This is a genomic window from Citrifermentans bremense (assembly GCF_014218275.1).
GTDB lineage: Bacteria > Desulfobacterota > Desulfuromonadia > Geobacterales > Geobacteraceae > Geomonas > Geomonas pelophila.
In genome coordinates this window covers 4,335,258-4,349,332 of record NZ_AP023213.1, presented here as the reverse complement: position 1 = coordinate 4,349,332, position 14,075 = coordinate 4,335,258, and the positions used below count along the sequence as shown (strand labels likewise).

The window sequence follows — 14,075 nt, the reverse complement described above, 5'->3', positions numbered from 1 at the left end:
ATCTTCCCCTCAGGCTGCCCCGCCACCGATCAGGCCGATCGGGTCCACGATCAACGCCACCCTGCCGTCTCCCATGATGGTCGAACCGCCGATCCCCGGGAGGTTGGCCAGGAACTTGCCCAGCGACTTGATGGCGACCTCCTGCTGACCCAGCAGCCTGGTCACGATGAGGCCGATGCGCTTTTCCGCCACGCCGACGATGACCACGTAGCAGGTGTCGCGGTCGGTGTAAACCTCCTGGCAGCTGAAGGTCTGCTGCAGCCGCAAAAGAGGAAGCACCGAGTCCCTGAGCTTCAGCACTTCCTGGCCGCCGATCATGTGGAACTCGCTCTTGCTCACCCTCATGGTCTCGATGACCGAGGCGAGCGGTATGGAGTAGACCTCCTTCTCGACCTCGACCAGGAGGGACTGGATGATGGCCAGGGTGAGCGGGAGCTTCAGTATGAACTCGGTGCCATGCCCGACGTCGTTCTTGATCTCGATGATGCCGTTGAGCTTCCGGATGTTGGTGCGGACCACGTCCATGCCGACGCCGCGGCCGGAGAGGTCGGTGGTCTGCTCCTTGGTCGAGAAGCCGGGGAGGAAGAGGAGGTCCAGAATCTCGCGGTTCCCCATGGAGGCTAGCGCCTCTTCGGTGACGAGCCCCTTCTCCAGGGCCTTCTTCGAGATCTTTTCCGGGTCTATTCCGCGGCCGTTGTCCTTGATGCTGATGACGATCTGGTTCCCTTCGTGGGCGGCGGAGAGGACCACGGTGCCGGTACGGTCCTTCCCGGAGGCAAGGCGCTCGTCAGGCGTTTCCAGGCCATGGTCCAGGGCGTTGCGGATCAGGTGGATCAGGGGATCCCCGATCTCGTCGACGACGGAGCGGTCGAGCTCGGTCTCCTCGCCGATGATGACCAGGTCGACTTCCTTGCCCAGATCGCGCGCCAGGTTCCTGACGATGCGCGGGAATTTCTTGAACACCTTCTCCACCGGCAGCATGCGCATCTTGAGCACCTGCATCTGCAGCTCGGAGGTGACGAAGTTGAGCCTCTTGGAGAGCTTGCCGAAATCGTCGCCGAAGCCTGTCGGGTCGAGTCCGGTCTGGTAGTCGCTGTGCAGCTGGATCATCCGGTTGCGCTCGAGCACCAGTTCGCCGACCTGGTTCATCAGGTCGTCCAGGCGTTTCACGTCGACGCGCACGGTGGAGTTGTCCGCCAGATCCTCACCCTTGGGGGCGGGCTTTTGCGGCTCCTTGACCTGCTGGGGTTTGGGCTGCACCACAGGTGCCGTGGCTGCGGCCGCGGGTGCGCCGGCTTCCTGGGGGGCCGCTTCCGGCGCCGGCTGCGCGGCCGACTCGGGTGCGGGAGGAGCAGTTGCGCTCTTCTCCTTTTGAGCCGCGCTCGGGGCAAGCACCGTGGCCTCGGTCGCGTTTTCGGAGAGGAACGGGATCAGCTTCGAGATGGTCCCCTCGAGGTCCCTCTCGACAATGTCGCCCCCCTTGATGTCGGCCACCAGCGTCTTCACCAGGTCGACCGCCTCGAGGATCACATCCATGATCTCCGGGTTGAGGAAGAGTTCCCCTTTCCTCAGGCGGTTCAGTACGTCCTCGGTCTTGTGGGTCACCTTGACCAGCATGTCGAACCCGAGGAAGCTGGAGGCCCCCTTGACCGTGTGGATGGAGCGGAAGATCCGGTTCATTAGCTCGGCATCTTCCGGGCTCTTCTCCAGGGCGATGAGGTCGTCGTCAAGTTTTTCCAGAAGCTCGGTGGTTTCGGCAAGGAAACCTTCAAGCAGCTCCTGATCTTCGCAGTCTATAGCCATGATGCGCTCCGGGAAGGGGGAGAGTTCCCCCGTGGGTACCTTAACCTACGTTGCTGAACAGCCTGCGCTCGTCCGCAGAAAACATCCGCTCCAGGTCGAGCAGGACCAGAAGGCGGTCGGCCTGGTTGATCACCCCGGCCATGCACTCCTGCTCGATGCCGCTGGAAACCGCAGGGGGCGGGGGCTGTATCTCCTTCTCGGAAATCCGGATCACCTCGGAGACCTCGTCGACGATGAACCCCATCAGCTCGCCGACCACTTCCATGACCATGATCCTGGTCCGCTTATCGTATTCCGAGTCCATCAGGTCGAACTTCTTGCGCAGGTTGATGATAGGGATCACCTTGCCGCGCAGGTTGATCACCCCTTCCACGTAGTGCGGGGTGTTCGGGACGCGGGTGATGTTCAGCATGCGTATGATCTCCCGCACCATAAGGACGTTGATGCCGTACTCCTCTTTTTCGAGGTTGAAGCTCACCAGCTGGATCAGCTCCCCCCCGTATTCCTCGCTCTTTACCTTCGTGAGTGCGGTCTCCATGGACCCTCCCTGTGCGGTGAAATCATAGGCGGCGGAAGCCGGGCTCCCGCCGCATTAGTTTCTCTATTCGGTATCCTGAACCAAAGGTTGAATATTTTTTTTGCTCATGCGCTGCGCCCGGCACCCCTGCTCGAACCGGCGTTTAAGGGGGATGAGCGGATTGGGAAGGCGCCCCTGCGGGGGCAAGTGCAAATAATTGACACCGGAGGCGGCAACAGGCAAGTCATTTTATTGACATTGCCGAAATATCCCGCTATAGTTCCGGGCAACACCGTTTTTGTATCGGCTTGATTCAGAGCAACTTTAACCGAAATCGGGGAAACGATGGAAACGCCGAAAATTCTGATCGCTGACGACGACAAGAAAACCCGTGACTTCGTAGCAGCCTTCCTGAGCTACAAAGGGTACCAGGTCTACCAAGCTTTCGACGGGCAGGACGCCTTGCAAAAGATCGAACTCCACGAAGTCCAGATGGTGATAACGGACATCATGATGCCCAGGGTCAACGGGCTTGAGTTCATCAAGCAATTGAAGTCGATTCGCCCGGACATAGTGACCATAGCCTACTCCGCCTTTGCCAACTTCGAGATGACTGCCAATCTCCTCAAGGCAGGGGCTTTTTTCTACCTGGAAAAACCGTTCAACCTGGAGGAGCTGGAGACCCACGTGAAGAGGGGGCTCGAGCACCAGGCTTTGCAGAGCAAGAGTTTTCGGTCCAAACCGTGCATAAAGAACAGAGCCCTCTTGAACAACATCATCGGGGAGAGCGAAAAGATGCTCTCGCTCTTCGAGATGATCGAGAAGGTCGCTACCTCCGATTCCACCGTCCTGATCCAGGGCGAGTCCGGTACCGGCAAGGAGCTGGTGGCACGGGCCATTCACGACCTCTCCAACCGCTCCGACAAGAACTTCGTGGCGCTCAACTGCGCCGCCATCCCGGACGAACTCTTGGAGAGCGAGCTTTTCGGACACGTGAAGGGCTCCTTCACCGGCGCCGTAGCGTCGCGCATCGGCCGCTTCGAGATGGCGGACAAGGGGACGCTGTTCCTGGACGAGATCGGGGACATGAAAGCCAACCTGCAGGTGAAGCTTTTGCGCGTGCTGCAAAGCCGCGAGTTGGAGCCGGTAGGTTCGACCCGTTCCAAGAAGGTCGACGTCAGGATCATCGCCGCCACGAACCAGAACCTGGACCACATGGTGGCCTCCAAGGAGTTCAGGGAGGACCTCTACTACCGCCTCTCCGTGATTCCGATCATGCTTCCACCATTGCGGGAGCGGGGTTCCGACGTGCCACTGCTTCTGAACAGCTTCCTGGAGAAGTTCAACCGGAGCAAGCAGCGCAAGGTTCAAGGTTTTGACAAGCAGGTGATGGAAATACTCAGCAACTACGACTGGCCCGGCAACGTACGCGAGCTGGAGAACCTGGTCGAGCGGCTGGTGATCATCAAAGCGACCGGGGTCATCAACATCCACGACCTCCCGGAGAAGTACCGCGGCGGCCGGACCACGCCCGTGCTCCACGGCGAGCCGATGACCCTTCCCGACACCGGCTTCTGCCTGAACAGCGCCGTCGAGGAGTTCGAGAACCGACTGATCCTTCAGGCGTTGGAAAAAAGCGGCGGCAACAAGAAGGAAGCCGCCGAGCTTCTCAACCTGAAGCGGACCACGCTGATAGAGAAATTGAAGAAAAAGAAACTCGTTTACGGGGAGGGATCGGTCACCCCGTAAAAAGGGAGCAGTTTCATGTCGATAAATCCGGTAGTCACAGCGCCCGGCGTGGCGGCGGCAAGGAAGGTCGGGACGGTATCCGAAACGGATGCGGGGCGTTTCGAGGAGTACCTGGCACAGAAAGGAAGCGAGGGCGAGGTCTCGCCTGAGGCGACAGCGGAGCTGCTGCGCCTGAAGATGCTCAACTCAGCGCTCGCCATAGGCGCGGACCCGGACCACGTCGCCCCCCCGAAACAAATCGACGTGCAGGGAGTGTTGGGCCGCTTCCTGGAACAGCTTCCCCAGGGTCAGTCGGGGCCACAGAGCCCAGCGCGCGGGGATGGGCCCGAGGCAGCCTTCAAGGTGCAGCAGAGCGATTTCGAGGCGGGCAAACTGCCGGAAGTCCCGAGCAGTGCCGGCGACGGCAGCGTCGACGCGATAATCGAAAAGGCGAGCAGCCGCTACGGAATCGACAGTGGGCTGATCAGGGCCGTCATCAAGGCCGAGAGCAATTTCAACCCGAACGCCGTCTCCTCTGCCGGAGCGCAGGGGCTGATGCAGTTGATGCCGGCAACCGCCAGGGGGCTGGGTGTCAGCGACTCCTTCGATGCCGAGCAGAACGTCATGGCGGGGACCAGGTTTCTGAAGGACATGCTGCGGCGCTACAACGGGAACCTCGACCAGGCCCTGGCAGCGTACAACTGGGGGCCGGGGAACGTCGACCGCCACGGCACCGATGCACTCCCCAGGGAGACCCGGCAGTACCTGGCCAAGGTGAAAGGGTACTACACCCAGTACGTCGCCTAAGACAGAAAGTTGACTAGAGCGTAAAAAAAGCCTCCGCACCGTTTGGTGCGAAGGCTTTTTGTTTGAGGAACTTTTTCCGTGTCCACCAGATCTATGTAGTGCGTTTCGTCCATCAGGTCCACAGCGAAGCGACCCTCGGCCGAAGCACGCCCCCCTACTCCCTGACGTAGATGTTCTGGTCCGAGCTGTGCACCATGGTCATGACCCGCATGTACTCGTCCTCGATCATGTCGTGGTGTCCCTGCGTCTCACGGATCACCGTCTCGAAGACCCGGCGCACCAATGGGTCGACGATGTCCTTAACCAGGATGGTGTAGAAGTCGACGCAGGACTTCTCCTCCTTGAGCGCGATTTCGAGCGCTTTCTGCTCGCCGGTTCCCTCGGCGATGGATTGCTCCAGCGCCTGGTGTGTTGCGGATTGCCGGTCGGGGGGCGAAGCCATGAAGCTCTCCAGGTCGCCCAGGTCTCTCCCCTTGTAATGGTCGAAGAACGCTTTCAGGTGCCCTGCCTCTTCGCCGGCCAGCAGGGTGAAAACCTTCTTGGAACCTTCGTCCTTTGCAATTGAAGCCGCTTTCCGGTAGAAGTCCATGCTCTCCTTTTCCGTCTTGATAGCGAGCTTCAGCGCCTCCTGCAGTGTGTACTCCTTGAACATGGCTGCACCTCCGTAGGCTTCAGTGGGATTGCTTGGCAATGAGTATAACGGAGAGCCTGACAAGGTCAATGAGGCGAATCAGGAGGTTAATTATTGTTAATTCGAAGGCTTAGCTGGGAAGATTGACTTTGAGTCTGAAGAGGCGGGCTGCGTTCCCGGTGGTGGTCTCACCCAGCTCCCCGAGCGCCATGCCTCTGATCTGCGCCACCCGTGATGCAGTCTCCAAAAGATAGGACGGAAGGTTGACACTTCCCCTGTGGGGCTCCGGCGCCAGGTCGGGAGCATCCGTCTCAAGCAGCAGGCGGTCCAAGGGGATTTCAGCTGCTACCTCTACCGGCCGCCGTGCATTGGCGTAGGTGACGCTTCCGGAAAGGGAGATGTGCAGGCCGCGGCGCAGGCAATTGCGTGCCGTTTCAAGGCTGCCTGAGAAGGCATGCATGACGCCGCCGCAGCAAAAGCCTTCTTCCTCCATGATGTATAGAAGGTCCGCGAATGCCTTGCGGCAATGGAGCAGCACCGGCAGCTGCGCCTTTGCGGCGATGCGCAACTGCGTCCTGAACGCTTGCTGCTGGAGCTGGCGCGAGGGGGAGGGGATAAGGTAGTCGAGGCCTATTTCGCCGATGGCGCTGGCGGTTCCTGCCAGCCGGCATAAATCTGACACGGCTTTGGGGGTGAGCAGGTCTGCGTGCATGGGATGCACGCCGAAGGCTGGGTAGATCTGGGGGAATGTTGCAGAGAGGGTGCTGATGGTACCCCATCCTTCGGGTGCAACGCCGGGGACCAGGAAACCGGTGATCCCTACAGCCCCTGCCTCCGAAATGAGCCTCCCCAGGTGGGGAAAAAGCCGCGGATCGTCCAGGTGGCAGTGGCTGTCGAAAAGCACCGCTAGCCGCCTATGGCCGGATGGTCCTTCAGTTCCTTGATGATCTCGACCTGGCGCTGAAAGATGTGCTGGGAGATGCTCCCTTCAGCTGCACGGGAGGGGGAGATCTCGAAGACCAGGCGGCAGCCGTCGTCGTTGTAGATGACTTTCAGCAGCGAAGCGGGCACCTTGATGGTTCCGCCGGGGAGAGCGATGGTGAGTTCCCCCTTCTCGCTTACCGGGAACATGGGGTCGTACGGGACCTTGATTGACGCCCCTGTCAAAGACACGTCATGCAGGGTCCCGTCGACTTTTTCGTCCTGGCCTTCGAAGGTGACCTTGACGGAGCTCCCCATCTCGACGCGTACCGACATCCTGCGGTCGGCACGGACTACGCCGTAGCTCAACTTGGAAAGCACCACCCGGGACTTCTCGACGTTGACGTAGGTGACGGCGGCCACCACATCCTTGGGAAAATGGCTGCTTTTCAGTACGGTCAGTCTGTCCCGGGAGATCACGACTGCCTGCACCTGGTGCACCAGCAGCTCGACCGAGTCCCTCTCCACCGTCAGCACCTCGGCCGGATAGCTGACCGGGACCTCGCGGTAAAAGTTGAGCAGCCTAAGATCGTCTTTCAGCGTCCCATTCTCTATGGCTGCAAGGGTGGCGATGATGTCGGCGCTGTCCTGCGCTGCTCCGGCTATTTTCAGCCTTTGGTATGTGTCGTTCATCGTTCCGCCTAGAAAATAATTATTGCCCTTTGGGTTCACGCTGTGCAATTATAATACCCTGTCAGTCGGCGAAGATACCCTCTTCGCCTTTCTTTTGTCCAGTACATTTTGAACGGGAGTCCCAGTAGATGCGGTACAACGAGCAAGATATAAAAAAGCGTCGCACCTTCGCCATAATCAGCCATCCCGACGCAGGTAAAACCACCATAACCGAGAAGCTGCTCCTCTTTGGCGGCGCCATCCAGCAGGCGGGCGAGGTCCGTGCCAGGAAATCGGCGCGCCATGCCACCAGCGACTGGATGGAGATGGAGAAGCAGCGCGGAATCTCCGTCACTTCGTCAGTGATGAAGTTTACCTACCGCGATTTCGAGATCAACCTGCTGGATACCCCGGGCCACAACGACTTCTCAGAAGATACCTACCGTACGCTTACCGCCGTGGACTCCGTGCTCATGGTTATCGACTCGGTGAAGGGTGTTGAAAGCCAGACCAAGAAACTTCTCGAGGTCTGCCGGCTGCGCAATACCCCCATCATGACCTTCATCAACAAGCTGGACCGAGAGGGGCGCGAACCGCTGGACCTCCTGGATGATATCGAAAGTACGCTGAATATCCAGTGCGCGCCGATGACCTGGCCCATCGGGATGGGAAAGCGCTTTCGCGGCACCTACCATTTATATACCAAGGAGATCGCCTTCTACGACCCCGAGGCCGATCGCGGCGTGGGGCAGGTGGTTACGGTCAAGGGACTGGACGACCCGCTGCTCGACGAGCTTTTGGGAAGCCAAGTCGAGGAACTGCGCAACGACGTGGAGCTGCTCGAAGGCGCGGCGCATCCCTTCGATGCAGAGGCGTACCTGGCCGGGAAGCAGACGCCGGTCTTCTTCGGATCGGCCATCAACACCTTCGGGGTGCAGCAGCTGCTCGACTCCTTCGTGGAGAACGCCCCCTCGCCGCTGCCGCGCGAAGCCACCTCCCGCATCGTCTCCCCTTACGAGGAGCCCTTCACCGGCTTCACCTTCAAGATCCAGGCAAACATGGACCCGGCGCACCGGGACCGCATCGCCTTTTTCAGGATCTGCTCCGGCAAGTTCGTGCGCGGCATGAAGGTGAAGCACTTGCGGCTGGGGCGCGAGGTGCAGATCGCCAACGCCACCATCTTCATGGCGCAGGACCGCACCAACGTCGACGAGGCCTATGCCGGCGACATCATTGGTATCCATAACCACGGCACCATAAAGATCGGCGACACCTTCACCCAGGGGGAAGATCTGAAGTACACGGGGATACCGAATTTCGCCCCGGAACACTTCAGGAAGGTGCGGATCCTCAACCCGCTCAAGTCGAAGTCACTGGAAAAAGGGCTGGTACAGCTGGCGGAGGAGGGGACCACCCAGGTGTTCCGCCCCCTTATGGGCGCAGACTGGATCGTCGGAGCGGTGGGGATGCTGCAGTTCGACGTCGTAATGCACCGCCTCGAGCACGAATACGGCGTAAAGGCGGTGTACGAGCCGGTCTCCTACGTTACGGCGCGCTGGGTGACCGGCGACAGGAAGAAGCTCGACGAGTTCCAGAAGAAGGAGGCGATGAGCCTCTACCAGGACGGAGAGGGGAACCTCGCCTACCTGGCAGGGAGCCAGTGGCGTCTCGACAACACGATGGAAAACTGGAAGGAGCTCACCTTCCACGCCACCCGCGAGCACAGCTAAACCGAGACTACTTGCCACGGAGAATCTGAGTACCTCTGAGAACCCTCTTGGGTAGGGGCTCCATCCGCGGCAGGCGTTATCAAGGGAATTATGGAATCAGAGTCGGAAACAGTGGCGCAGTCCGCGGCCGAGCCGACAGCCACGGGGGTGCGTGCCGGTGCCCTGCTGGTTTTGGCCGCCGGCGTCCTTTGGGGAACCTCAGGGACTTCCCAGGCTTTGGCGCCCGCAGGGGTCAGCCCTTGGAGCCTGGGAGCGCTGCGCCTTCTTGTCGGAGGGGCGGCCTTGATGCTGCTCGCCTTCCTGAGGGGGGGGCTCGGCACCGGCCGCTGGCCGCTTCGCGCCACCTTCCTTGCCGGCGCCTTCGTCGCCGCGTACCAGTTGAGTTTCTTCACAGCGGTGAGCCGGACGGGCGTCGCAGTCGGTACGCTGGTGGCAATCGGGAGTTCCCCGGTCCTAGCCGGGGTGCTGGGACTGATCTTCAGGGGCGAGCGGCCGGGCAGGGCCTGGGGGGCGGCGACCGTTCTGGCGCTTGCGGGTTGCGGACTGCTGGTGGGGGGAGGCGGAGCCATCGCCGTCGACATCGTCGGCATACTGCTCGCCTTGGGGGCGGGTCTCTCCTACGCCTGCTACACCATGTCCATCAAGGTGCTTCTCCCCGGGCGGAGTTCTGAAGCCGTGATGGCGGTGGTTTTCTCGCTTGGGGCGCTGCTGCTGTCGCCGATTCTCTTCGTATCGAACCTGCAATGGCTGGCACAGCCCAGCGGCATCGCGGTGGTGCTTTACCTTGGCGTCGTGGTCACCGCGCTTTCCTACTGGCTCTTCGCCAGGGGGCTGCGCAGCGTCCCGGTGGCGTCGGCTGTGACCCTTTCACTAGCGGAGCCGCTGGTGGCAGCCCTCCTGGGGATCCTGTTCCTCGGCGAGCGGCTCACCCCGCTTGCCCTTTGCGGCATCCCCCTTCTCTTCGCCGGCTTGGCCGTCCTCGCGACCTCCATGTCGGGCAAGGGGCGCTGACGAAGATTCCAAAGGTCCATAGGGATGAAAAGTACAGGAGATGACAGCAAAAAAGGCTTTCCGGGGAGCAACCGGAAAGCCTTCTTAATTTTCGTGACCTCGTTCCCTTGAGAGGGCGCGCTACCTCTGTCCACTATTCCTCTATCTCCAAAAAGTCCAGAAGTCTCTGCCACGACGCGTTTATAATCTGCCCCTCGGACACCCCTGCCTCAGCGATCAGTTTCAGCGCATCGTCGAAGACCCCGACGCCTTGAGCGATGTGAGCGTCGCTCCCCACCATGATGGGAGCCCCCAGTTGAGCGCAGAGCCTGACGATCTCGCTGCAGTTCCCCACGCTTCCTTTGCGGCTCACCGACATCAGCGATGAGTTGTTGAGTTCCAGCGCGGTGCTGGTGGCAAGAGCACCCATCACGATCTCCTCGTAGCGCAGGGGGAAGACGGGGTTTCCTGGATGGGAGATGCATTTGACACGCGGGTTTTCCATCACGGCGAGGAGCGTCCGGGTGTTGCGGTCGATGTCCTGCCCGCAGATGCCGCAGTCCTCGTGGAACCCGGCCATGACGAAATCCAGTTCTTCCAGAAGGGTCTGATCCAGGTCGAGGGTCCCCTGCGGGTCCATGATGTTGGCCTCGACACCCCGGAAGATGCGGACCCCTCCGATTCTCTGCGGCACGAAGCGCAGGGCGTTGAAGTGGAAACGGTGCGGGCCGCCAGGTAGCCCGGGACCGTGGTCGGTGATCGCCAGCCCCTGCAACCCTGCCTGAGCAGCGGCATGGGCAAGTTCGTTTATGGTGGAGTAGGCGTGCCCTGATGCAAGGGTGTGGGTGTGCATGTCGGCAAGTATTTTCATGGGTGGGAATATTCCACACGGGTCGGAAAAAGTCAAGGCGCAGGGGCCGCGCGAAGGTGAAGCAGGTCGGACAGGTCGGACAGGTCGGACAGGTCAGGCTGGGGTAACAAAAAAAGGGCGCGCCTTTCGGCACGCCCTTTTTGCTTCTTCAGAGAAGAAATTACTTCGCTACGGATTTCGCCAGTTCGAGGGCGATGTCCTTGTAGGGGTTAGCGAAGAGGATGATGAGGCAGACAACCAGGGCGTAGATGGCGAGGGACTCGATCATCGCCAGACCGATCATCATGGTGGTGAGGATCTTGCCGGAAGCGCCGGGGTTACGGGAGGTGCCTTCAACTGCGCTCTTAACTGCGAGACCCTGACCGATGCCGGTGCCGAGGGTGCCGAGAGCCATGCCGATGCCTGCTGCGAGTACACACATAGTAAAGAATTCCATTTGTTTCTCCTTTGCTGCGTATTTTTCCTAAATAGTATAGGAATTAAAAAGCGAAATTAAGATAAAGATTAAGACTAAGGAGAGGCTTTTCTTAACCTCAATCTTAGTCTTAATCTGTTTTTCTAGTGTGCGTGCTCCAGCGAGCCCTGGATGTAGATCATCGCCAGCAGCATGAACACGAAGGCCTGGATGAAGGAGACCAAGACGCCCATGAGCATCATCGGCAGCGGTACCAGGAACGGAGCCAGGCCGAAGAAGATGATCAGGACCAGCTCGTGGCCGTTCATGTTACCGAAGAGACGCAGCGTCAGGGAGATCACGCGGCTCAGGTGGCCGATCACCTCGATGAAGAACATCATCGGGGCGAGCCACGCGATGGGGCCCAGGAAGTGCTTGATGTAGCCGGCGCCGTGGTGTTTGACACCGACGATGTGGGTGGTGACGAACACGACGACCGCGCAGGCTGCGGTGGTGTTGATGTTGGCGGTTGGCGGGAAGAAGCCCGGGACCAGACCGATCAGGTTCGACACCAGGATGAAGAGCGCCAGGGTCGCGACCAGCGGGAAGAACGGCTTGCCGTGCTCGCCCATGGTCTCCACCAGCATGTTCTCGATGCCGCCCACGATGACCTCCATGAAGTTCTGGAGACCGGAAGGAACGGCCTGCAGCCTTTTGGTGGCAGCGATGGAAAGGACAACCAGGCCGATCATGATCAGCCAGGTATAAACGACTGCGTCAGCCCCAGCCTCGGAGAAACCGAGGGGGTGAAGCAGTTCGCGGAAGAAATTAAGGAATAGATACGGATGAACCATTGCTGCTAGCCTCCTTTACGGGTGGACAAATATATTGAAAATACCGTTATGTTCAGGACCAGGACCGACAGCCCTAGCAAAAGGCCGAAGATGTCGAGCCCGAGCCGGACGATCAGCAGATAGAGTACGACCGCCATAACGGCTAGTCTCAGCAGGTAGCGCAGCACGGCAAAGCGCGAGGCGTTCCTCGGTTGCAGCTGCAACGCCGCTTCCACCCCCCTTCTCATCCAGAGAAAGTTGGCGGTGGCAAGACACCCCCCGATGAAAAGGGAGCCGCCGAACTTGCCGGAGACAAGGAGCGCGCAGATGGCGCCTGCAACGGCGCTCACCAGGAGGCTTCCCCCGACCAGCCAGGCGAAGAGATTACTTTCGTTTAGTCTCGTCCCGGTCATCGCGCAGTTCTTTTCCCGCTAGTATGAAGATGTTGCGGAAACCTGCCGCAATGCCGAAGAAAAGGAAAATGTAGAAAAACCAGGGCTTGGTCCCGAACCATTCGTCCAGCTTCAGCCCGGCGAATACGCCGATGACGATGGCAACCGCGAAGGAAATTCCCATCGTGGAGACCATCCCGAGCGTTCTCAGCAGGTCCTTCTTGTCCTCATCCATGTGGGTCGCTCTCTTTCCCGTATACATACTACGGGTAGGAAAACCAAGGCTAAATAGCACGGTAGCGGTGGCGATGTCAATAAATTCCTGTTTATCCAATCAATTAAAATAATGATTTATCGCGGTGTCACGCCTTTTTTCATCGGTGCCCGGCGCGCTGCCGCTCATTTTACCAGCTTTGCAGGTGGACGCTTCGAAACCTTTGCCTCATCCGATTACTGCCGCAGTATCGTTGTCTGCCGGCAGCCGAAGCGGCGGCAAAGGCACAGTCGGGTGGAGTTGCAGCGGTTGCGCCTGCCGCTCGGCTGGGTAGAATGTGAAAATTATTTAATATGGCGCACCCGCTGCCCTGTCATCATTTCAGTTAAACCGTCTGCTCCTGCCAGGAGGTGCCACATGTCCGCTCGGCTTGGCGAGATACTGCTAAAGGTTGGGACCTTGACTGAAGAGCAGTTGGAACAGGTTCTCCACGCGCAATCCATATACGGAGGGAGGCTCGGTACCAACCTCGTGGAAATGGGGCTTGTCGAAGAGGAAGAGTTGGCCCGCGTCTTGAGCGAGCAGTTGGGGGTCCCCTGCGTCCACCCTGCCGAGCTCGGTTCCATTCCGGAATCGCTCTTGAAGATGTTCCCGCTGGAACTGGTGCAACGGTACCGCGTGCTCCCCCTCGCTCTGGACGGCAAGCGCCTAACCGTGGCGATGACGAACCCATACGATTTCAAGGCCCTGGAAGATATCGCCTTCATGACCGGGATGGTCGTCCTGCCCAAGGTCTGTTCCGAACTCAGGCTCAGCATAGCACTGGAGCGGATCTTCGGGGTGAAGCGCCCCATGCGTTACATCCCGGTCGAAGGGGGTGCCAGGAGCCGCTTCGCCGCCACCCTTGCGGAGCGGGGGAGCGGCGGTCCCGCCTGGGATGGAGGGAAGGTCGACCATGCTTGGGAGCGTGTCAGCTTGAAGGACCTGTCTGAGCGGCTGGCGCAAGCGGCCGGCGAGTCCGACGTGGTGCAGGGGCTGCTGGCCTACCTGGCGGGGGAATTTGACCGGGGAGCCTTTCTGCGCCTGAAAGGGGGGGCGGCCCACGGGGTCCAGGCGGTGGACCGTGGTGCGCACCTCAAGGGCTTCCCGTTTTTTGCCGCTGCCGTCACCGAGACAAGGGAGCTGAAACGGGTAGTGGAGGAAAAGCGGCTCTTTCTAGGGGAGCTGGGGACGAACCAAGGTGATGGATTGCTGCTGAGGGCGATGGGCGGGGAGGTCCCGGGTGCTGCACTGCTGGTCCCCGTGGTGCTGGGGGGGCAGGTGCTGGGGGTTGTCTGCGTAAATGACCAAGGGGGAAGGCTCGGCGGCGGGGCGTTCGAGCTGCAGCGGGTCGCGGTGATGGCCGGGTTGAGCTTCGAGATGCTGTCGCTCAGGAAACGCATCATGACGGTATAAGCTCCCGGAAGAGCCAAAAGGAAGGAAACAAGAAAGGGCGCCACAGCATAGCTGGGCGCCCTTCTTAATTAATAAATATAAATGACCTCCGACTGCAAGGGGCGCATTAGCGCAAGC

15 protein-coding genes are annotated in these 14,075 nt (G+C 60.0%); 5 read left to right on the top strand and 10 right to left on the bottom strand.

Annotated features, from left to right (window positions below; translation table 11 throughout):
* Positions 1–9: 9 nt before the first annotated feature.
* A complete protein-coding gene (locus GEOBRER4_RS19435) occupies positions 10–1,803 on the bottom strand; it encodes a chemotaxis protein CheA (protein WP_185243621.1) in 1,794 nt (597 codons plus the stop codon).
* 40 nt (positions 1,804–1,843) lie between these two features.
* Positions 1,844–2,341: a chemotaxis protein CheW gene (locus GEOBRER4_RS19430; RefSeq protein WP_085814611.1), complete on the bottom strand. Its 498-nt coding sequence runs from the start codon at positions 2,339–2,341 to the stop codon at positions 1,844–1,846.
* A gap of 324 nt (positions 2,342–2,665) precedes the next feature.
* Here GEOBRER4_RS19430 and GEOBRER4_RS19425 point away from each other — a divergent pair, with 324 nt between their 5' ends.
* Together GEOBRER4_RS19425 and GEOBRER4_RS19420 are read left to right on the top strand one after the other, a co-directional pair.
* Positions 2,666–4,069: a sigma-54-dependent transcriptional regulator gene (locus GEOBRER4_RS19425; RefSeq protein WP_185243620.1), complete on the top strand. Its 1,404-nt coding sequence runs from the start codon at positions 2,666–2,668 to the stop codon at positions 4,067–4,069.
* Between the two features lie 15 nt (positions 4,070–4,084).
* Positions 4,085–4,855 (top strand): lytic transglycosylase domain-containing protein, encoded by a 771-nt coding sequence (locus tag GEOBRER4_RS19420; protein WP_185243619.1) that lies wholly within the window; start codon positions 4,085–4,087, stop codon positions 4,853–4,855.
* A gap of 154 nt (positions 4,856–5,009) precedes the next feature.
* Here GEOBRER4_RS19420 and GEOBRER4_RS19415 read toward each other — a convergent pair whose 3' ends face one another.
* From GEOBRER4_RS19415 to GEOBRER4_RS19405, 3 genes are all read right to left on the bottom strand, one after another.
* A complete protein-coding gene (locus tag GEOBRER4_RS19415) occupies positions 5,010–5,507 on the bottom strand; it encodes a ferritin-like domain-containing protein (protein WP_185243618.1) in 498 nt (165 codons plus the stop codon).
* Positions 5,508–5,616: 109 nt separating this feature from the next.
* Positions 5,617–6,390, bottom strand: coding sequence for a TatD family hydrolase (locus tag GEOBRER4_RS19410; RefSeq protein WP_185243617.1), 774 nt, complete (start codon positions 6,388–6,390; stop codon positions 5,617–5,619).
* A gap of 2 nt (positions 6,391–6,392) precedes the next feature.
* Complete coding sequence (locus tag GEOBRER4_RS19405; RefSeq protein WP_085814616.1) at positions 6,393–7,100, bottom strand: PilZ domain-containing protein; 708 nt, start codon at positions 7,098–7,100, stop codon at positions 6,393–6,395.
* Between the two features lie 128 nt (positions 7,101–7,228).
* On the opposite strand from GEOBRER4_RS19405, the gene GEOBRER4_RS19400 reads away from it, so the two are divergent.
* A complete protein-coding gene (locus GEOBRER4_RS19400; protein WP_185243616.1) occupies positions 7,229–8,809 on the top strand; it encodes a peptide chain release factor 3 in 1,581 nt (526 codons plus the stop codon).
* Positions 8,810–8,899: 90 nt separating this feature from the next.
* Positions 8,900–9,820 carry a DMT family transporter gene (locus GEOBRER4_RS19395; protein WP_185243615.1) on the top strand — a complete coding sequence of 307 codons (921 nt, stop codon included), beginning with the start codon at positions 8,900–8,902 and terminating at the stop codon, positions 9,818–9,820.
* Between the two features lie 133 nt (positions 9,821–9,953).
* Here the strand turns inward: GEOBRER4_RS19395 and GEOBRER4_RS19390 are convergent, their stop codons facing one another.
* The 5 genes from GEOBRER4_RS19390 to GEOBRER4_RS19370 form a co-directional block, all read right to left on the bottom strand.
* Positions 9,954–10,670: a phosphatase gene (locus GEOBRER4_RS19390; RefSeq protein WP_185243614.1), complete on the bottom strand. Its 717-nt coding sequence runs from the start codon at positions 10,668–10,670 to the stop codon at positions 9,954–9,956.
* Positions 10,671–10,830: 160 nt separating this feature from the next.
* Positions 10,831–11,106: an ATP synthase F0 subunit C gene (gene atpE / locus GEOBRER4_RS19385; RefSeq protein ID WP_012532358.1), complete on the bottom strand. Its 276-nt coding sequence runs from the start codon at positions 11,104–11,106 to the stop codon at positions 10,831–10,833.
* A 122-nt stretch (positions 11,107–11,228) separates the two neighbouring features.
* A complete protein-coding gene (atpB, locus tag GEOBRER4_RS19380) occupies positions 11,229–11,918 on the bottom strand; it encodes a F0F1 ATP synthase subunit A (protein ID WP_085814620.1) in 690 nt (229 codons plus the stop codon).
* Positions 11,919–11,923: 5 nt separating this feature from the next.
* Positions 11,924–12,310, bottom strand: coding sequence for an ATP synthase subunit I (locus tag GEOBRER4_RS19375; RefSeq protein WP_185243613.1), 387 nt, complete (start codon positions 12,308–12,310; stop codon positions 11,924–11,926).
* Entirely contained in the window at positions 12,282–12,524 is a 243-nt protein-coding gene (locus GEOBRER4_RS19370; protein ID WP_085814622.1) for an AtpZ/AtpI family protein, read from the bottom strand. Before GEOBRER4_RS19370 ends, GEOBRER4_RS19375 begins: the two co-directional genes overlap by 29 nt.
* Before the next feature lie 396 nt (positions 12,525–12,920).
* Here GEOBRER4_RS19370 and GEOBRER4_RS19365 point away from each other — a divergent pair, with 396 nt between their 5' ends.
* On the top strand, positions 12,921–13,958 hold the full coding sequence (locus GEOBRER4_RS19365) for a GspE/PulE/PilB domain-containing protein (RefSeq protein ID WP_185243612.1): 1,038 nt from the start codon (positions 12,921–12,923) through the stop codon (positions 13,956–13,958).
* Positions 13,959–14,075 lie beyond the last annotated feature (117 nt).